The 18,435-nt window shown below is 68.7% G+C and carries 16 protein-coding genes; 8 read left to right on the top strand and 8 right to left on the bottom strand.

Going from position 1 to position 18,435, the window contains the following annotated elements; genetic code table 11:
* The first annotated feature begins 26 nt into the window (after positions 1 to 26).
* From lpxD to lpxB, 5 genes are all read left to right on the top strand, one after another.
* Positions 27 to 1,097: a UDP-3-O-(3-hydroxymyristoyl)glucosamine N-acyltransferase gene (lpxD, locus tag ACZLZQ_RS16760; RefSeq protein WP_472950346.1), complete on the top strand. Its 1,071-nt coding sequence runs from the start codon at positions 27 to 29 to the stop codon at positions 1,095 to 1,097.
* The gene (gene fabZ / locus ACZLZQ_RS16755) at positions 1,072 to 1,539 is read left to right on the top strand and encodes a 3-hydroxyacyl-ACP dehydratase FabZ (RefSeq protein ID WP_472933309.1); all 468 of its coding nucleotides are present in this window, start codon (positions 1,072 to 1,074) and stop codon (positions 1,537 to 1,539) included. The genes lpxD and fabZ overlap by 26 nt, the downstream gene beginning before the upstream one ends.
* Before the next feature lie 103 nt (positions 1,540 to 1,642).
* Positions 1,643 to 2,440, top strand: a complete 798-nt coding sequence (lpxA, locus tag ACZLZQ_RS16750) for an acyl-ACP--UDP-N-acetylglucosamine O-acyltransferase (RefSeq protein ID WP_472950345.1) — start codon at positions 1,643 to 1,645, stop codon at positions 2,438 to 2,440.
* The gene (locus tag ACZLZQ_RS16745) at positions 2,437 to 3,333 is read left to right on the top strand and encodes an LpxI family protein (RefSeq protein WP_472950344.1); all 897 of its coding nucleotides are present in this window, start codon (positions 2,437 to 2,439) and stop codon (positions 3,331 to 3,333) included. Before lpxA ends, ACZLZQ_RS16745 begins: the two co-directional genes overlap by 4 nt.
* Positions 3,330 to 4,502: a lipid-A-disaccharide synthase gene (gene lpxB / locus ACZLZQ_RS16740; protein WP_472950343.1), complete on the top strand. Its 1,173-nt coding sequence runs from the start codon at positions 3,330 to 3,332 to the stop codon at positions 4,500 to 4,502. Before ACZLZQ_RS16745 ends, lpxB begins: the two co-directional genes overlap by 4 nt.
* 229 nt (positions 4,503 to 4,731) lie before the next feature.
* On the opposite strand, the gene gltA is transcribed toward lpxB, so the two are convergent.
* Complete coding sequence (gltA, locus tag ACZLZQ_RS16735) at positions 4,732 to 6,021, bottom strand: citrate synthase (protein ID WP_472933315.1); 1,290 nt, start codon at positions 6,019 to 6,021, stop codon at positions 4,732 to 4,734.
* 157 nt (positions 6,022 to 6,178) lie between these two features.
* Positions 6,179 to 7,594 carry a glutamate--tRNA ligase gene (gene gltX / locus ACZLZQ_RS16730; RefSeq protein ID WP_472950342.1) on the bottom strand — a complete coding sequence of 472 codons (1,416 nt, stop codon included), beginning with the start codon at positions 7,592 to 7,594 and terminating at the stop codon, positions 6,179 to 6,181.
* 121 nt (positions 7,595 to 7,715) lie between these two features.
* Here gltX and ACZLZQ_RS16725 point away from each other — a divergent pair, with 121 nt between their 5' ends.
* Complete coding sequence (locus ACZLZQ_RS16725) at positions 7,716 to 10,229, top strand: ComEC/Rec2 family competence protein (RefSeq protein ID WP_472950341.1); 2,514 nt, start codon at positions 7,716 to 7,718, stop codon at positions 10,227 to 10,229.
* Between the two features lie 252 nt (positions 10,230 to 10,481).
* Here ACZLZQ_RS16725 and lexA read toward each other — a convergent pair whose 3' ends face one another.
* From lexA to ACZLZQ_RS16695, 6 genes are all read right to left on the bottom strand, one after another.
* Positions 10,482 to 11,171 carry a transcriptional repressor LexA gene (gene lexA / locus ACZLZQ_RS16720; RefSeq protein ID WP_472950411.1) on the bottom strand — a complete coding sequence of 230 codons (690 nt, stop codon included), beginning with the start codon at positions 11,169 to 11,171 and terminating at the stop codon, positions 10,482 to 10,484.
* A 104-nt stretch (positions 11,172 to 11,275) separates the two neighbouring features.
* Entirely contained in the window at positions 11,276 to 12,490 is a 1,215-nt protein-coding gene (locus ACZLZQ_RS16715) for a molybdopterin molybdotransferase MoeA (protein ID WP_472950410.1), read from the bottom strand.
* Positions 12,478 to 12,951, bottom strand: coding sequence for a cyclic pyranopterin monophosphate synthase MoaC (gene moaC / locus ACZLZQ_RS16710; RefSeq protein WP_472950340.1), 474 nt, complete (start codon positions 12,949 to 12,951; stop codon positions 12,478 to 12,480). Before moaC ends, ACZLZQ_RS16715 begins: the two co-directional genes overlap by 13 nt.
* On the bottom strand, positions 12,948 to 13,778 hold the full coding sequence (trpC, locus tag ACZLZQ_RS16705; RefSeq protein WP_472950339.1) for an indole-3-glycerol phosphate synthase TrpC: 831 nt from the start codon (positions 13,776 to 13,778) through the stop codon (positions 12,948 to 12,950). Before trpC ends, moaC begins: the two co-directional genes overlap by 4 nt.
* Positions 13,775 to 14,803, bottom strand: a complete 1,029-nt coding sequence (gene trpD / locus ACZLZQ_RS16700) for an anthranilate phosphoribosyltransferase (RefSeq protein WP_472950338.1) — start codon at positions 14,801 to 14,803, stop codon at positions 13,775 to 13,777. Before trpD ends, trpC begins: the two co-directional genes overlap by 4 nt.
* Positions 14,800 to 16,692, bottom strand: a complete 1,893-nt coding sequence (locus ACZLZQ_RS16695) for a peptidylprolyl isomerase (protein WP_472950337.1) — start codon at positions 16,690 to 16,692, stop codon at positions 14,800 to 14,802. The genes trpD and ACZLZQ_RS16695 overlap by 4 nt, the downstream gene beginning before the upstream one ends.
* A gap of 223 nt (positions 16,693 to 16,915) precedes the next feature.
* Between ACZLZQ_RS16695 and tpiA the strand changes: the two genes are divergently transcribed.
* Positions 16,916 to 17,656 (top strand): triose-phosphate isomerase, encoded by a 741-nt coding sequence (gene tpiA / locus ACZLZQ_RS16690; RefSeq protein ID WP_472950336.1) that lies wholly within the window; start codon positions 16,916 to 16,918, stop codon positions 17,654 to 17,656.
* A 91-nt stretch (positions 17,657 to 17,747) separates the two neighbouring features.
* Complete coding sequence (secG, locus tag ACZLZQ_RS16685) at positions 17,748 to 18,422, top strand: preprotein translocase subunit SecG (RefSeq protein WP_472950335.1); 675 nt, start codon at positions 17,748 to 17,750, stop codon at positions 18,420 to 18,422.
* The last annotated feature ends 13 nt before the right edge of the window (positions 18,423 to 18,435 follow it).

The raw sequence follows: 18,435 nt of genomic DNA, 5'->3' as shown, positions 1-18,435 counted from the left end.
CCTCAGGGTCTCCCGCTTCGGTTTTGATGACAGACATCCGATTCTTTCCAGCCGGTGAGGGGCTGACCCTCTCCGCGCTCGCGACGCTCTGCGACGCGGAGCTCGTTGCGGGCGGCGACGGCACGCGGCGCGTCCGTGGGCTTGCGGCCCTAGACGATGCCGGCCCGGACGATCTCACCTTCTTCGACAATGTGCGCTACCGCGAGGCTTTGGCTGCAACGCGTGCCGGCTGCGTCGTCGTTGCCCGCCGCAATCTTCCGCTGGTGCCGGAGGGCGTCGCAGCGCTGGTCGCGCGCGATGCCGGGCGGGCCTTCGCACTGGCCGGCCGCGCCTTGTTTCCCGACGCGCTGCTGCCGCAGGCGATGAGTCCCGGGATTTCGCCCTTCGCCGCTATCGATCCGACCGCGGTTCTGGAGGATGGCGTCACGGTCGAGCCGATGGCGGTGATCGGTCCGCGCGTTGGCATCGGCCGTGGCACGGTGATCTCCGCGGGAGCCGTTATCGCCTCGGACTGCAAGATCGGCCGCGACTGCCGGATCGGCGCGCATGTCAGCATCCAGCACAGCCTGATCGGGAATGGCGTGATCCTGCATCCGGGCGTTCGCCTCGGGCAGGACGGCTTCGGCTATTCCGCGGGCCGCGACGGCATCTTGAAGATGGTGCAGATCGGCCGGGTGATCGTGCAGGACGGTGTCGAGATCGGCGCCAATACGACGGTCGACCGGGGCGCCATCCGCGACACGGTGATCGGCGAGAACACCAAGATCGATAACCAGGTTCAGGTCGCCCACAATGTGCGGATCGGCCGGAACTGCATGATCGTCGGACAGGTTGCGCTCGCCGGCAGCGTGACGCTCGGCGACGGCGTTGCCATCGGCGGCCAGACGGCGATCAACAACCACGTCACCATCGGCGATGGCGCGCAGATCGCCGCCATCAGCAGCGTCGCCAGCGACGTGCCGCCCGGCGCCCGCTGGGGCGGGACGCCGGCCAAGCCGGTGCGGGACTGGTTCCGGGAAGTGACCTGGGTTAGTGAAATGGCAAAGGCGCGACGCGTACCAGGGGGCAGGGATGGACGAGACGACAACGACGCTTGAGAGCGCCGACATACTCCAGATCATGGAGCTCCTGCCGCACCGCTACCCGTTCCTGATGGTCGACCGCATCGTCGGCATCGACTCGGACAAGGCGGCGATCGGCATCAAGAACGTGACGGTCAACGAGCCGCATTTCATGGGGCATTTCCCCGGCACGCCGGTGATGCCGGGCGTCCTGATCATCGAGGGCATGGCCCAGACCGCCGGCGCGATCTGCACCATGGCGATGGGCAAGGGCACGCCGCAGCTGGTCTATTTCATGACCATCGACAATGCGAAGTTCCGCCGTCCGGTGGTGCCGGGTGACCGGCTGGAATACCACGTCGTGCAGAACAAGAAGCGCGGCAACATCTGGAAGTTCGACTGCGTCGCCAAGGTCGACGGCGTCAAGGTCGCCGAGGCGACCGTCAGCGCCATGCTGGTGGCCCGCGACCCGGCCTGAGCGCCATCGCTCGCCGGCGGGTCCGAGCTGACGCTGCCGCTTCCGTCACGGCGCCCTTTGCGGGGCGCCGTCGGCGTTTCCCTGGCCAACAGTAGGGGTGCCCATGTCTATCCATTCCTCCTCGATCATCGAGGACGGTGCCGTCATCGGCGAGGGCGTCGAGATCGGTCCGTTCTGCCATATCGGTCCGCAGGTCCGGCTCGGTCCGGGCGCGAAGCTGCGCTCGCACGTGGTGATCTCCGGCAATACGACCATCGGCGCCAATGCCAACATCTACCCCTTCGCCTCGCTCGGGCATGCGCCGCAGCACCTGAAGTACAAAGGCGAGGACACCCGCCTCGTCATCGGCGAGAATTGCCTGGTGCGCGAGAGCGTGACCATGAACCCCGGCACCATCCAGGGGCGCTCCGAGACGACGATCGGCGACAACTGCTCGTTCTTCACGGGCTCGCACGTCGCGCATGACTGCCATGTCGGCTCCAATGTGACGGTGATCAACAACGTCATGCTGGCTGGCCATTGCGTCATCGGCGACTTCGCCACCATCGCCGGCGGCTCGGGCATCCACCAGTTCACCCGGATCGGCCACCACGCCTATATCGGCGGCCTCGCCGCCGTCGAGGGCGACGTGATCCCGTTCGGCATGGTGCTCGGCAACCGCGCCTATCTCTCCGGCCTCAACGTCATCGGCATGAAGCGCGCGGGTTTCAACCGCGACGCCGTGCGCAACGTGCGCAAGGCCTACCGCATGCTGTTCTCCGACGATTTGACGTTCCGGGAGAACATGGACGAGGTGCAGAGCGAGTATCCCGAGGATCCGCTGGTGCAGGACCTGCTCGGCTTCATCCGCTCCGGCGGCGACCGGGCGATCTGCTTTCCGCGCCACAGCCGCCCGGCGTGACGCTTCCCGCCCAGCCCGCCATCGTCGCGCCGGGCACGCCGGGCGAGCCGCTCGGCATCGTCGCCGGCGGCGGCGACCTGCCGCGGCTGGTGGCGGCGCAGGCCGTGCTGCACGGCTGGACGCCGGTCGTCCTCGCCGTCGGCGACGGGATCGGCTCGTCCTGGCTGCCGGGCGATGCCTGGCCGATGGCCTGGGGCAAGCTCGGCAACGCTTTCGGCCATCTGAAGGGCAGGGGCGTGCGTCGCATCGTGATGTGCGGCACCGTCTCCGTGCGCCCCGACTTCCGCTCCATCCTGCCGAGCCTCAAGACGCTCGCCATGCTGCCGCAGATCTTCCAGGTGATCCGCGGCGGCGACGACAACCTGCTGCGGGCGGCGGCCCGGGCCTTCGAGGGCCGTGGCTTCGAGCTCGTAGCGGTCCAGGAAATCCTGCCGGAGATGCTGATGCCAGCGGGACCGGTGACGGGACTGAGCCCTTCCGAGATCGACTGCGTGGCGCTTGCCCGCGGGTTCGAGGCGGCGAAGGTGCTGGGCGCGCTCGACGTCGGACAGGCGGTCGTGGCCTCGCGCGACCGGGTGATCGCGCTGGAGGGCATCGAGGGGACGCAGGAAATGCTGTCACGCGTCGCCGACCTTCGCCGGCGCGGCCGCGTCAGCCGGAAGGAGCATTGCGTGCTGGTCAAGGTCGTCAAGCCGGGCCAGGATCTGCGCTTTGATCTGCCGAGCATCGGCGTTGCGACCATCCAGCAAGCTGCCGAAGCGGGGTTGTCGGGCATCGGCCTCAGCGCCGGCCATGCGCTGGTGATCGGCATCGACGACGTCATCGCGGCTGCCAAGGCAGAGGGCATATTCCTCGTCGGCTGGCCTGATCCTTCCGGAGAACCGCTGCTATGAAGATCGCCTTCGTCGTCGGCGAGAATTCCAGCGATCGTCTGGGCGCAGCGCTCATCCGTGGCTTGCGGCAGCAAGCGGGCGAAGCGGTCGAGGTGACCGGCCTCGGCGGCGACGAGATGGCGGCGGAGGGGCTGAAGACGCTCTTCGACATCGACGAGCTGTCGATCATCGGCGTCGGCGCCATCGTCGCGCGGCTGCCCCAGTTGATCGGGCGCATCGGCCAGACCGTGCGCCATATCCTCAACGAAGCGCCGGATGCGCTGGTCGTCATCGACAGCTATGCCTTCTCGCACCGGGTGGCGCGCAAGGTGCACAAGGCCCGGCCGGACCTTCCGATCATCAATTACGTTCCGCCGGCAGTCTGGGCCTACCACCCCGAGCGCTCGACGGCGATGCGCGGCTATATCGACCGGGCAATCTGCGTCTTCCCGTTCGAGCCGGATTTCCATCAGCGCCATGGCGGCCCGCCCGCGACCTATGTCGGCCATCCCCTGATGCGCCAGCCCGACCTTGCCGCCATCATGCAGCGGCTCGACGCGGGACCCGACCTGCCGGCGCCGAAGGCGGCGCCCGTGCTGCTGGTTCTGCCGGGGTCGCGCCGGGGCGAGATCAACCGGCTGAGCGACGATTTCGGCAGGACGTTGGCGCTGCTCTCAGAACGCATGCCGGGCGTGCGCGCCGTGCTGCCGGCGGTGCCGCGGCTGAAGACGGCGATCGAGGAAAAGGTCGCGGGCTGGGCGGTGAAGCCCGAGATCGTGACCGGCGAGGCGGAGAAATGGGCGGCGTTCGCTGAGGCCGACGCGGCGCTTGCGGCATCCGGCACCGTCGCGCTGGAACTCGCGCTCGCCGGCGTTCCCATGGCGCTCTGCTACCGCATCGACCCGATCGCCTACCGCGTCCGCCACTGGATCACCGGCTGGACCGCGGCGCTGCCGAACTACATCGCCGACCACCCGCTGGTGCCCGAGCATTTCCACGAGTTCATCCGCCCGGAAGCCCTGTCGCGGCGGCTCGAATGGCTGCTGACGGACACGCTGGAGCGGCGCGCCCAGGTCGAGGGGTTCCGCGATATCCGCCGCAAGATGGCGGTGACTGAGGATCCCGGCCAGGCGGCGGCGGCGATCGTGCTGGAGGTGGTTCGGGGGCGGGCGGGAAGCTGCCTTCGCTGAGTTAATGCTTGCGGCAGCTTGCACCCCCCTCTGTCCTGCTGGACATCTCCCCCTCAGGTGGAGAGATCAGCTAGTTGCGGACGCTGAGGTCTTCGATCTCCAGCCTTGAGGGCGAGATGTCCGGCAGGACAGTGGGGGTGAAGCTGCCGCGATGCGCTCCACAGCAAATAGCCGCAAATGAAAACGGGCGCCGAGGCGCCCGTTATTCCTTACCTGAACCGCTGAACCCTCAGCGGCCCGCCACGTCGACGTAGTCGCGCTGGGCGGCGCCGGTGTAGAGCTGGCGCGGGCGGCCGATGCGCTGGTGCGGGTCCTCGATCATTTCCTTCCACTGGGCGATCCAGCCGACGGTGCGCGCGACGGCGAACAGCACGGTGAACATGGTGGTGGGGAAGCCGAGCGCCTTCAGCGTGATGCCGGAGTAGAAGTCGACGTTCGGGTAAAGCTTCTTCTCGATGAAGTACTCGTCGGTGAGCGCGATGCGCTCGAGCTCCATCGCGACTTCCAGCGTCGGATCGTCCTTGATGCCGAGCTCATCCAGCACCTCGTGGCAGGTCTTCTGCATGATCGTCGCGCGCGGATCGTAGTTCTTGTAGACGCGGTGACCGAAGCCCATCAGGCGGAACGGGTCGTTCTTGTCCTTGGCGCGGGCGATGTATTCCGGGATGCGGTCCTTGGTGCCGATCTCGGTCAGCATGTTCAGCGCCGCCTCGTTGGCGCCGCCATGGGCGGGGCCCCAGAGACAGGCGATGCCGGCGGCGACGCATGCGAACGGGTTGGCGCCCGAGGAACCCGCGAGACGGACGGTCGAGGTCGAGGCGTTCTGCTCGTGGTCGGCGTGGAGGATGAAGATCCGGTCCATCGCCTTGGCCAGAACCGGGTTGATCTTGTAGGGCTCGCACGGAACCGCGAAGCACATGTGGAGGAAGTTCTCGGCGTAGGACAGGTCGTTCCGGGGGTAAACGAAGGGCTGGCCGATATGGTACTTGTACGCCATGGCGGCGAGCGTCGGGGTCTTGGCGATCATGCGGATCGAGGCGACCATGCGCTGGTGCGGATCGGCGATATCGGTCGAGTCGTGGTAGAAGGCCGAGAGGGCGCCGACCGAGCCGACCATGACGGCCATCGGGTGGGCGTCACGGCGGAAACCGGAATAGAAGCGCGACATCTGCTCGTGCACCATGGTGTGCCGGGTGACGCGGTAGGAAAAATCGGACATTTCGCGCTCGGTCGGCAACTCGCCGTAGAGCAGGAGATAGCAGGTCTCCAGGAAGTCGCCCTTCTCGGCGAGCTGGTCGATCGGATAGCCGCGGTGCAGAAGCACGCCTTCGTCGCCATCGATATAGGTGATCTTCGACTCGCAGGACGCCGTCGAGGAGAAACCGGGATCGTAGGTGAAGATTCCGGTCTGCTTGTAGAGAGAGGTGATGTCGACGACATCCGGACCGATCGTGCCGCTCCGGACCTCGAGGCTCGCGTTTTTCTCACCCACTGCCATGGTCGCCGCGTGGTTCGTCATGCGTATCCCCTTCTTCGTGAGCCGACGGGACGAGATCGCTTTTGCAGCGCACAGGTCCCTGGCGAAAACTTGCGTACTCCAAAGCGGAGACGCGAACAAGTTGCGTATCAAACTGACATGTTGCGCCGCACTCTAACGCCAAGTGGCGCGGAGTTCATCACCTGGCCTGGTCGCCCAGCCGCGCGAGCGACTCGTCGCGGCCGAGAACCGCGAGCACGTCGAACACGCCCGGGGAGGTCGTGCGGCCGGTGAGGGCGGCACGCAAGGGCTGCGCCGCCTTGCCGAGCTTCAACCCGGTCTCCTCGGCGTAAAGGCGTACCGCCTCCTCCAGCGGCGCGACGGACCAGTCGGTGACGGCGGAAAGTCGCGGCAGGAGCGCGGCCACGACGTCACGGCCGCCATCGCGCAGGATCGCCTCGGCCTTCTCCTCCATCGGCAACGGCCGATCGGCGAAGAGATAGGCCGTCGAATCGGTGAGTTCGACGAGGTTTTTCGCGCGTTCCTTGAGGCCCGGCATGGCGGCGAGGAGGAGCGCATGGGTCTCGGCGTCCGGGCGGCGCTTCAGAATGTCGCCGTTCGGCAGGTAGTCGCGCTCGACCATCAGGAGGTCGGCCAGCTCCGCGTCACCCGCGGCCCGGACATAGGTGCCGCTGATAGCGTTCAGCTTGGCGAAGTCGAAGCGCGCCGCACCCTTGTTGATGTCGGGAATGTCGAACCAGGAGACCATCTCGGCCTCCGTCATGATCTCGGTGTCGCCATGGCTCCAGCCGAGGCGGACGAGATAGTTCTTCAGTGCTTGCGGCATGTAGCCGAGCGCGCGGTAGGCATCGACGCCGAGCGCGCCGTGGCGCTTTGACAGTTTTGCGCCGTCCTCGCCGTGGATCAGCGGGATATGCGCCATGACAGGCACGTCCCAGCCCATCGCCTGATAGATCAGCGTCTGGCGCCCGGCATTGGTCAGGTGGTCGTCGCCGCGGATGATGTGGGTGACGCCCATGTCGTGGTCGTCGACGACGACGGCATGCATGTAGGTCGGCGAGCCGTCGGAGCGCAGCAGCACGAAATCGTCGAGATCGCGGTTGGGGAAGCGGACCTCGCCTTGCACCTGGTCGTGCACGACGGTCTCGCCCTCCTGCGGGGCCTTCAGCCGGATCACCGGCTTGACGCCCTCGGGGGCCTCGGACGGGTCGCGGTCGCGCCAGCGGCCGTCATAGCGGGGCGGCTGCTTGTTGGCGCGGGCGGTCTCGCGCATCTCCTCGAGCTCGGCCTGGCTGGCATAGCAGCGGTAGGCCTTGCCGGCGGCGAGGAGTTGTTCGGCGACCTCGCGGTGGCGGGCGGCGCGCTCGAACTGCGAGACCGGCGGCTCGTCGGCGTCGAGGCCGAGCCAGGAGAGGCCCTCGATGATCGCGACGACGGCGGCCTCGGTCGAGCGCTCGCGGTCTGTGTCCTCGATGCGCAGCAGCATCTTGCCGCCCATGCGCCGGGCATAGAGCCAGTTGAACAGCGCGGTGCGGGCGCCGCCGATGTGCAGATAGCCGGTCGGCGAGGGCGCGAAACGGGTGACGACGGTCATGGCGGTTCCAGTGCGGCAAATGGGTGCGGACGCACGATCTTTGCGGTCGGCTTTTCCGTGGGGCTGTGTAGCATAGGCCGGGAGAGAGACAAGGCAGGGCCCGGTCGCTTCGGAGGCAAGCATGGCCATCGCCGACGCAGCAGAGCCGAGGGCTGGCGGGCGACGCCGGAGAGGCCTGTGGCGCCGGCTCCTCGGCCTGACAGGAGATGCCCGGTCAGGCAAAGGCATCGCGCTCGGCAGCCGTCTGAGGAACACAGGTGCCCGCGTCGTCGCTTGGATGATCCGGCAGCGCGAGATCGAGGCGGAGGCGCGCAGCGGCTTCTTCCTGGTGCCGGGCGGGATGATGCTCGGCATCGCTCTGTTCTACGCCGCAGGGTGGCGACCGCCGATCCCCGTCGCGGTTGCTGCTTGCCTGCCGCTGCTCCTCGGCGCGGTGATGCTCGGCCCGCGCAAGGCGACGGGCGCGGCGTGCCTGCTGGCGGGTTTCGTCGCCGCGGGCTTCGGCTTGTCCGGCTATGAGCTGGCGCGGACGAAAACCGTTCTCTTCTCAGGCGAGGCGACGGTGCGGATCGTCGGCCGTGTCGAGGGACGCGAGCTGGACGAGCGGGGGCGGCTGCGCTACCGCGTGGCCATCGAGACCACCGAGCGGCCGGTGCTGTCGCGCCCGCCGGGGATCGCCGAGATTCTCGTTTCCAGCCGGCACACGCCGATCCCCGTCGGCGGCCGCTATGCCGGGCTGGTGCGGCTGCGGGCGCCGTCCGGCCCCGCCTTTCCCGGCGGCTACGACTTCAGTTTCGGCAACTACTTCGACGGCGTCGGCGCCAACGGATTTGCCTTGGGGCCGCCGGATCCGCCGGGAGCCGGCGCAAGCCCGACGGGGAAAGCCGCCGGCGAACGTATCCTGGCGCTGCGGCTGTCGATGAGCGAGCGCATCCGCAGCGTCATCGGCGGACCGGCGGGGACGGTAGCGGCGGCGCTCATCACCGGCGACCGGGCCGGCATTCCCGACGAGATCGAGCTCTGGCTGCGCACCACCGGCCTGTCGCACGTGCTGTCGATCTCCGGCCTGCACATGGCGCTGGTCGCGGGGTTTGCGATGTTCCTCGTGCGCGCCGGCCTCGCGGCGATTCCGGGCGTCGCGCTGCGCTGGCCGATCAAGAAGTTTGCGGCGGTGGCGGCGCTCGGTGCCGTCACTTTCTACATCCTCCTGTCCGGGCGGAACGTCGCGGCGGACCGCTCCTACCTCATGCTGGCGATCATGCTGGTGGCGATCCTCGTCGACCGGGCGGCGATCACGCTGCGCAGCGTGGCTCTCGCGGCGATCGTCGTCCTTTCGATGACGCCGCACGCGCTGGTGACGGCAAGCTTCCAGATGTCGTTCGGCGCGACGGCCTCGCTCGTCGGCGTCTACGGCCATGTCGCGCGGGCACGGGCGCGGCGACAGGTGGACGCGCCGCCGGCGGGTCGGGCGAGGCGGCTCGTGGTGTTCCTGATCGGGCTCGGCGCCTCGTCGCTCATCGCCGGCACCGCGACGGGCCCGTTCGCGTCCTATCATTTCCAGCGGATGGCGCCTTTCGGCCTGTTCGCCAATCTTCTGGCGCTGCCGCTGTTCTCGGTGTGGATCATGCCACTGGCGCTCTGCGCGGTCGTCGCCATGCCTTTCGGCCTGGATGCTGTGTTCCTGATCCTGATGGGGCAGGGATTGAAACTCGTCTTCGGCATTGCCCACTTCCTGCACGACCATCTGCCGGACACGCCGACCGGGCTGCTGACCCCGGAAGGACTGGTGCTGCTGTCGCTGGCGCTGCTGCTGGCCTGCTTCCTCGCCAGCGGCCTGCGTTGGCTGGCCTTGCCGGTGGCCGCGCTCGGGCTCGTACTGGCGCCGGCGACAGGGCCGCGGCCCGAACTCCTGGTGTTCGAAGACGGACGCGAGCTGGCGCTGATCGGGGCGGGGTACGTGCTGATGCCGTTGCGGCCGAAGCCGAACGCGTTCGTGCTGACGCAGTGGCAGAGGGCTTTTCCGGACGGCGCTCAGCCGCTGGACACAGGCGTGCCATCGCGCGCCGGCGTGCGACCGGACGCCGGTGTGCCACCAGACCCGAGTGCGGCGGGATTTCGCTGCGAAGCTTTAGAGCCAGAGGGTGGTGTCGCGACCAAGAGATCCTCGCCCTCGGCTGCCGTCCCTCAACTCTTACGGTCGACGCCGCCGCTCACTGGCGAGCCCGCAGCGCCTGTCATCGACGGAAAGTCGTTGACGCCGGCAGTACCGGCCGTCCCGGCGAAGCGGGCGTCCCGGCCGATGCGGATCTGCCGGGCGACGACGCGGAGCGGGCTGAGGGTGGTCTGGACCGACGATTATCGCCAGATCGGTACGGCTTGCGACAGCGCGGACGTCGCCATCGTCGCACGGGCGGCGCGGCGCGAGGCGTGCCGCTCGGGCGCCGTGCTGGTGACGCTGCGCACGCTGCGGCGGACCGGTTCGCTCGCCATCTCCCGCTCTGCTGCAACGGGCCACGCCGAGATCTCCGCCTCGATCGCGCCGGTGCCGGAGCCGTGGCAAGTGCAGCGGCTGGCACCTTGGCCGGAGACCTGGCGGCGGGCGGTTGAGAGTACGCCGGAGAAGCCGCGGCCGTGATGCGGGGCGTTGGGATGCAAGGTTAGGCGTTCGCGGGCGGCCCCCTCATCGGCCTGCCGGCCACTTCTCCCCGGAGGGGCGAAGAAGGCGGTTTTGAGCGTGGCGGCAGGGGTGCTGCCGGCGTCGGATGCTCGCGGGGCCGACTAGATTCTTCTCCCCTGTGGGGAGAAGGTCGCGGCAGCGGGATGAGGGGGGCGGCGCGGGGCTTGTGGGTGGGCCCCCGCAACGCCGCTAACCGCCCCCCAGCCCGCCTCAGTATTTGCGGATCAGGCCGACGAGCTTGCCCTGGACCTTGATGCGCTCGGAGCCGAAGCTGCGGGTCTCGTAGGCGGGGTTGGCGGCCTCGAGCGAGATGGTGTCGCCGCGGCGGCGGAAGCGCTTGAGGGTCGCCTCCTCGTCGTCGACGAGGGCCACCACGATCTCGCCGCCTTGCGCGGTGTCGCCCCGGCGGATGACAACGGTATCGCCGTCGAGGATGCCGGCCTCGATCATCGAATCGCCCTTTACCTCCAGCGCGTAATGCTCGCCGCCGCCCAGCATGTCCGGCGGCACGAAGATCTGGCTGCCGCTCTGCTGGATGGCCGAGATCGGCACGCCGGCGGCGATGCGGCCCATCAGCGGGATGCCGACCGGTTCGCTGTCGTTGGCGGCCGGGCGAATGCGCTTGGGCAAAGGCTCGACGGACGTCTCCGCGATGGGCTCGCGGCGGGGCGCGACGGGCTCGGCGTCGGCGCTTTTTGCCTTGGCCGGCGCGACCGAGTCCGGCAGCTTCAGGACTTCCAGTGCCCGGGCGCGGTTCGGCAGACGGCGGATGAAGCCGCGCTCTTCCAGCGCGGTAATCAGTCGGTGGATGCCGGACTTGGAGCGGAGATCCAGCGCATCCTTCATCTCGTCGAAGGACGGCGGCACGCCCAGTTCCTGCAATCTCCCATGGATGAACATCAGGAGATCGTGCTGCTTGCGCGTCAGCATTTCCGGCGATCCTTGTTAAAACAAAACCTGAACAAAGCTATCTGTTCTAGTTGTGTTCTGCAAGAGCCGGAAGCTTAGTCGAGCGCGATGTAGCGGCAGGAATCGCCGGATTTGGCCGCTGGCGCATGGGGTTCTCGCAAGAGGAGAACATTGGCCCGGGCATAGACCGAGAGGAGCGACGAATCCTGGCGCCCGAAAGGCGTGACGATCGGCACGACCGCCTGCGATTCGCCAAGCGTCGCCCGGATGAAGTCGGCGCGCTGGTCGTTCGCCGGCATGTCGGCACCGAGGATGGCCTCGCGGTAGAGCGGGCTGGCCGGGGCGCCGGTAAGGGCATGAACGAGGGGCTTCAGGAACAAGGTCGCGGCGACCATCGAGGAGGCGGGGTTGCCGGGAAGGCCGATGAGCCGGGTGCGGCCGATGCGACCGGCCATCAGCGGCTTGCCCGGCCGCATGGCGACCTTCCAGAAATCGAGCGCGACGCCGCGGGCGGCGAAGACCTTGCCGACGAGGTCGTGGTCGCCGACCGAGGCGCCGCCGATGGTGACGAAGATGTCGACGGCGTCGGTGACGGCGCGGTCGAGGAGGGCGCCGATCTCGGCCTCGTCGTCGCGGGCGATGCCGTAGTCAAGCGCCTCGCCGCCGGCGGCCTCGACCATGGCGGCGACCCCGAAAGTATTGGAGGCGACGATCTGCGAGGGGCCGACCGGCTCGCCGGGCATGACCAGCTCGTCGCCGGTGGCAAGGATCGCGATGCGCGGACGGCGCAGCACGGTGAGCCGCGGATGGCCGCCGCTCGCCGCCAGGGCGATCGTGCCGGCGCCAAAACGCGTGTTCGCCTTGATGAGCGTGTCACCCTTCGAGAAGTCGGCGCCGGCCTTGCGGATGTGGCGGCCGCGCATGGCTGGCTCCAGCGGCAGCATGGTGGTGACTGTGGGCCGCTCGGCGTTCTCCTGGATGAGGATCGCATTGGCCCCGTCCGGCACCGGCGCGCCGGTGAAGATCCGGACGGTCTCGCCCGGAGCAACGCTGCCCTCGAAGGCGCGCCCGGCGGCGGATTCGCCGATGACCGTCAGCGGCTGGAAAGGGCCGGCCGTATCGTCGGCGCGCACGGCGTAGCCGTCCATGGCGGAGGCGTCAAAGTCGGGCTGGGTGCGCAGAGCGGGCAAGTCGGCGGCAAGGATGCGGCCGCGCGCAGCGCGCAGCGGCACGGTCTCGGTCTCCTTCACCGCGACGGCGTCCTGCATCAGCGCGGCGAAGGCGTCGGCGACGGAAATCATGCCGACCAGTCACCGGAGCGGCCGCCGGATTTGGCAAGCACCCGGATCGCGGAGATCTGCATGCCGCGATCGACCGCCTTGGCCATGTCGTAGATGGTGAGGCAAGCGACGCTGACGGCGGTCAGCGCTTCCATCTCGACGCCGGTCTTGCCGCTGAGGCGGACCGTCGCGGTGACGCGCAGGCCCGGCAATGCGGGCTCGGCGGCGATGTCGACGGCGATCTTCTCCAGCATCAAGGGATGGCAGAGCGGGATGAGGTCGGCGGTCTTCTTGGCCGCCATGATGCCGGCAAGCCGCGCGACGGCGATGACGTCGCCCTTCTTGGCGCCGCCGGCCTCGATCAGCGCCAGCGTCTCGGGGAGCATCAGCACCAGGCCCTCGGCGCGGGCCTCGCGCACGGTCTCGGCCTTGTCGCCGACATCCACCATGGTGGCGGCGCCGGTGGCGTCGAGATGGGTGAGGGCGGTCATGCGGCAGTTCCTGCGTTCGCCGAAGTAAAGGAAGCGGGGCGGGCGAGCAGGGCGCGGGTCGCGGCCTCTACGTCCGCCTTTCGCATCAGGCTTTCGCCGACGAGGAAGGTGGCGATGCCGACGCGGCCGAGCCGGGCGCAGTCCGCCGGGGTGAAGATCCCGCTCTCGCCGACGAGGATGCGATCGTCCGGCACGAGGGCCGACAGCCGCTCGGCGGTGGAGATGTCGGTCTCGAAGGTCCGGAGATTGCGGTTGTTGACGCCGAGGAGCGGCGAGCGGAGTTTCAGCGCGCGCTCGGTTTCTGCCTCGTCGTGCACCTCGACCAGCACGTCCATGCCGAGGTCCATCGCCACCGCCTCGAGCTCGGCGGCGCAGCTGTCGTCGATCGCGGCCATGATGAGGAGGATCGCGTCGCCACCCCAGGCGCGGGCTTCGAACACCTGGTAGGGGTCGAACATGAAATCCTTGCGCAGCGCCGGCAGAGAGCAGGCGGCGCGGCCCTCGGTGAGGAAGCTCGGCTGGCCCTGGAAGGACGGCGCGTCGGTGAGGATGCTGAGGCAAGCGGCGCCGCCGCGCTCGTAGGCACATGCGAGAGCTGGCGGATCGAAATCGGCGCGGATGAGGCCTTTCGACGGGCTGGCCTTCTTGATCTCGGCGATGAGGGCGACGTCGCCCGCCGCGTGCTTGCGGCGGATCGCCTGCGTGAAGCCGCGCACCGAGTCGGCGGCGCGGGCATGAGCCTCCATCTCGGCCAGTGGCAGGCGCGCCTTGGCGGCGGCGATTTCTTGGCGCTTGTAGGTCTCGATCGCCTTCAGGATGTCGGTCATGCCGGTTCTCCGATGCGCTGGGTGACGCCGATCAGCCGGTCGAGCGCCGCGCGGGCCTTTCCGGTATCGACCGAAAGGCGGGCGGCGACAAGGCCTTCGGCAAGGTCTGCGGCATGGCCGGACATGACCAGCGCGCCGGCGGCGTTAAGGAGGCAGATGTCGCGATAGCCGCCGGGAGCGCCGTCGAGAACGCCGCGAAGCTTCTCGGCGTTGTGGACGGCGTCGCCACCGCGGATCTCCGACAGGTCGGCACGGGCAAGGCCGAACTCTTCCGGCTCGATGGCGAAGCGGGAGATGACGCCGTTGCGGAGGGTGACGACATCGGTCCGGCCGCAGACGGTCATCTCGTCGAGACCGTCGCCATAGACGATCCAGGCGTTCCTGGTGCCGAGCGCCTTCAGCGTCTCGGCGATCGGCTGCAGCCACTGCTCGGCGAAGACGCCGACGAGGAGGTTCTGGACGCCGGCGGGGTTGGCGAGGGGGCCGAGCAGGTTGAAGATTGTGCGCGTGCCGAGCTCGACCCGGCTCGGGCCGACGAAGCGCATGGCGGCATGGTGCGTCGGCGCGAACATGAAGCCGAGACCGGCCTCGGCGATAACGGCGGAAATCTGCGCCGGGGTGAGGTCCACTTTGACGCCGAGCGCCATCAGGACGTCGGCGGAGCCGGAGCGCGAGGAGAGCGCCCGGTTGCCGTGCTTGGCGACCGTCAGGCCGCAGCCGGCGAGCACGAAGGCCGCGCAGGTCGAGACGTTCAGCGTGCCCGCATGATCGCCGCCGGTACCGACGATATCGATCGCGTCGTCGGGTGCCGTCACCGTCGCCATGTTGGCGCGCATCACCGAGACGGCGCCGGCGATTTCGTCGACGGTCTCGCCGCGGACCCGCAGCGCCATCAGGAAGCCGCCGATCTGCGATGGCGTCGCCTCGCCCGACATCATCACGCCGAAGGCCGCCTCGGCGTCGGCGCGGCTCAGCGCCTCGCCGCCCGCGACCTTGGCGATGTAGGGCTTCAGCGTCTGGCTCATTGCGGCATGGCCTGCGCCGCCTGGATCGCGGCGGGGTAGGAAACGACCTTGTAGGCGTCCTGCAGCACGTTGACGTAGCTTTGGACGATGTCGGACTTCATCAGCGACGCCAGCTGGCCGTCTTGGTCGGCGGGGAAGCTCGCCAACGGATCGAGCGGCGGCGCGACCTCGGTCACCTTCAGAACCAGCTTCGACGAATCGGCGGTGGCATCGGCGACGGCGGCAAGCCCGGTAGTGCCGGCGAAGACCGCGCGCGTCGCGTCATCGCCGAGTTCCTGCGCGCCGCTCTGGCGGGTGATCGAAGCGGCAACCTGCTTGGTGAGCTTCTCGGACGCGGCGATGGCGTCGATGGTCTCGCCGGCGTCGAGGCGCTTCTTCAGCGCCGCCGCGCGCTCGGCGAGCAGGCGGTCGGCCTCGGTCGCCTTCCAGTCCTCGACCACGCGCGCACGCACCTCGTCGAGCGGACGCTGGTGTGCCGGATCGACCTTGGTGACTTCGAAGAAGACGAAGCCGTTCGGGCGGACGTCCACCGGCTGGTTCTCGACGCCGATGTCGCTCTCGAAGGCGGCGGTCAGCAGCGCCGGCTGGGCGGGGATATCGGCGATCAAGCTGCCGTCCGGCGCCTGGCCGGTCTGGCTGATCGCGGGGATGGTCTTGATCGTCAGGCCGGCGCGCTCTGACGCTTCCTCGAGCGAAGCGCCACCACCGCGGGCTTCCTCATAGGTGTCGTAGGCCGAGCGGACCGCCTCGGTGGCAGAGGAGAGGGCGATCTCCTTTCGGATGGCATCCTGCACTTCGGCCAGCGGTTTCTTCACCTCGGGCTGGATCTCGGTGACGCGCAGCAGCACCGGGCCGAAAGCGCCCTCGACGGTCTCGGAAACGGCGTTGGCGGCGAGCGAGAAGGCAGCATCGGCGATCACTGGATCGGGGATGCCGTTGCGCGGCTGCAGGCCGAGCTCGGTGTCGGCGATGGTGCGGCCGCTGTCGGTGACGAGCTGGTCGAAGGTCTTGCCGGAAGCGAGTTCGGCGCGCGCGGCGTCGGCTTTGGCCTTATCGGAGTAGACGATCTGCTGGATCCGGCGACGCTCGGGCGTCGTGAATTTCTCGGTGTCCTTGGCGTAGGCGGCCTGGATCTCGGCCTCGGTCACCTTGGCGGGGTCGGCAACGGCGTCCGGCGTCAGCGCGGCATAGGAAATGGCCCGGTACTCCGGCGCGGCGTAGCGCTGCTTGCGGCCGTCGAAGTAGGCCTGCAGCACTTCGGCCGAGGGATCGGCCACCGGCTGCACCAGCGTCAGCGGCAAGGTGACGTATTCGGCGGTGCGGCGCTCGCCGTTGTAGAGGCCGAAAGCCTGCTTCACGAGGCTCGGCGTCGAAACGCCCTCGGAGATCGAATCGACGATCTGGCTCCGCACGGCCGCCTGCTCGCGGTTACGGATGAAGTCGTTCTCGCGCATGCCGACGCTCGACAGCAGCTGGCGGAAACTGTCGCGCGAGAAGCGGCCGGACGCGTCGTGGAAGGACGGATCGTCGGCGATGAGGCGGGCAAGGCGCTCCTCGGACAGGCCGAGGCCGATGTTGCGGCCTTGCTCGTCGAGCACGGCTTCTGAGATCAGCTGGTTGAGGACGCGGCGGTCGATGCCTTGCGCGACCGCTTCCTCGCGGCTCGGGCGGCGCTTCAGCTGGCGGGCGAGTTGCGCCTCGGCCTGGCGGTAGGCCAGACGGTAGTCCTGGACCTCGACGTCAGTACCGCCGGCGGAGATCACCGTGCTGGGCGCTGCGCCCGAGAAGAAGCTGGAGAAACCGGTGACGACGAAGGCGACGACGATGAGCCCCATCAGCAGTTTGGCGACCCAGCCGCCGCCGACGCTCTTGCGCATGGAGTTCATCATGTCTCGGCATCTCCGCAAGCCTTCGCCGGATCCAGCGAAGGCTGTTGTCCCGTTTGGGCGGCGGACGCACCGCCGTTCTCTTCCCGCCGGTGGACGCCGCGGCGGGACTTCACGCTCTATTAGGAAAATGCCGCGCCGGGACGCAAGCCGCCGCGTTGATTGATTTCGGGTTTCTCTGCCGCTAGGCAAGGACCACAAAGACGGGGAGCGGGAGGAAAACGGCATGCGGCAACTGATAGCGGGCAACTGGAAGATGCATGGCCTTCGCCGGGATCTGGCGGAACTGCAGGCCATGACGGAGGCCGGCGATCTCGCCTGCGACATCGCGGTCTGCTTGCCGTCGACGCTGCTGATGGCCGCCGCCGACCGCTTCGGCGACCGGCTGATGCTGGGCGGCCAGGACATCCACGTCGCCTCCCAGGGCGCCCATACCGGCGACATCTCGGCCGAGCAGATGGCGGATGCCGGCGCCCGTTGCGTCATTCTCGGGCACTCCGAAAGGCGCGAAGGCTACGACGAGAGCGACCAGCTGGTGCGGGAAAAGGCCGAGGCGGCCTGGCGCTGCGGGCTGATCGCCATCGTCTGCATCGGCGAGACCGATGCCGAGCGCCTTGCCGGCACGACACTCGACGTGCTCGGCACCCAGCTCGCCGGCTCGCTGCCGGACAGCCTGGACGTCGCCCGGCTCGTCATCGCCTATGAGCCGATCTGGGCGATTGGCACCGGCAAGACGCCGACGGTCGAGGATGTACGGGCGGCGCATGCCTTCATGCGCAAGGCGCTGAGCGACCGGTTCGGGGCCGAGACCGGTGCGGCGATCCGCCTTCTCTACGGCGGGTCGGTCAAGCCGGCGAACGCTTCCGAACTCCTGGCTATCGACAATGTCGACGGCGCGCTGGTCGGGGGCGCGAGCCTGAAGGCCACGGATCTCGTGGCGATCTGCAAGGCGGCGCGGCCGGCCTGACGGCAGCGGACGCGCGAAAGCGTTTGGAATAAGCTCGCCCCTCCTATATGAGGCGCGCGTCCCCTGAAGAAGTCGTGTGCGAAGCGGATCAATGACTACAGTTCTTATTATCGTCCATCTGATGATCGTGCTCGCACTGATCGTCGTCGTCCTGCTGCAGCGCTCGGAAGGCGGGGCGCTCGGTATCGGCGGCGGCGGTGGTGGTCTGATGACCGCCCGCGGCGCGGCCAACGCGCTGACCCGGACGACCGCGATCCTCGCCGCGGCCTTCTTCATCACCTCGCTGGCGCTGGGCCTCACCGCCCGTTACGGCTCGCAGCCGACCGACATCCTCGATCGCCTCCCGGCGAACCAGGGCGGCACCACCGGTTCCGGCAGCGGCAACCTGCTCGACCAGCTGGGCGGCCTACCGGCCACGGCACCCGCCGTCGCGCCGACGACGACAGATGCCGCGACGCCGGCAGCGCCCGATGCCGCTGTGACCCCGCCCGTCACGCCGCCGCAGCCGGCTCCCTCGGCCAGCACGCCGACGGCACCAGCGACAACGGCCCCGACCGACCCGACTTCGACACCAGCCGAGAGCACGGCTCCCGCCAGCGAGGCGCCGTCGACCACGTCGCCGGCTGCGGACACGCCGTCCAGCGACGCCCCGGCATCGTCGACGGGCAGCCCGGCGACCGGAACCTCGGCACCGGCAACGGGAACCTCGGCACCGGCGACGGAGACACCGTCCAGCCCGGCAACTACTACGACGCCCGCCCAGTAAGGCGGACAGACAA

The sequence above is a fragment of the Mesocryomonas lacus genome, from assembly GCF_055730105.2.
This window is presented reverse-complemented; position numbering and strand designations above follow the sequence as displayed.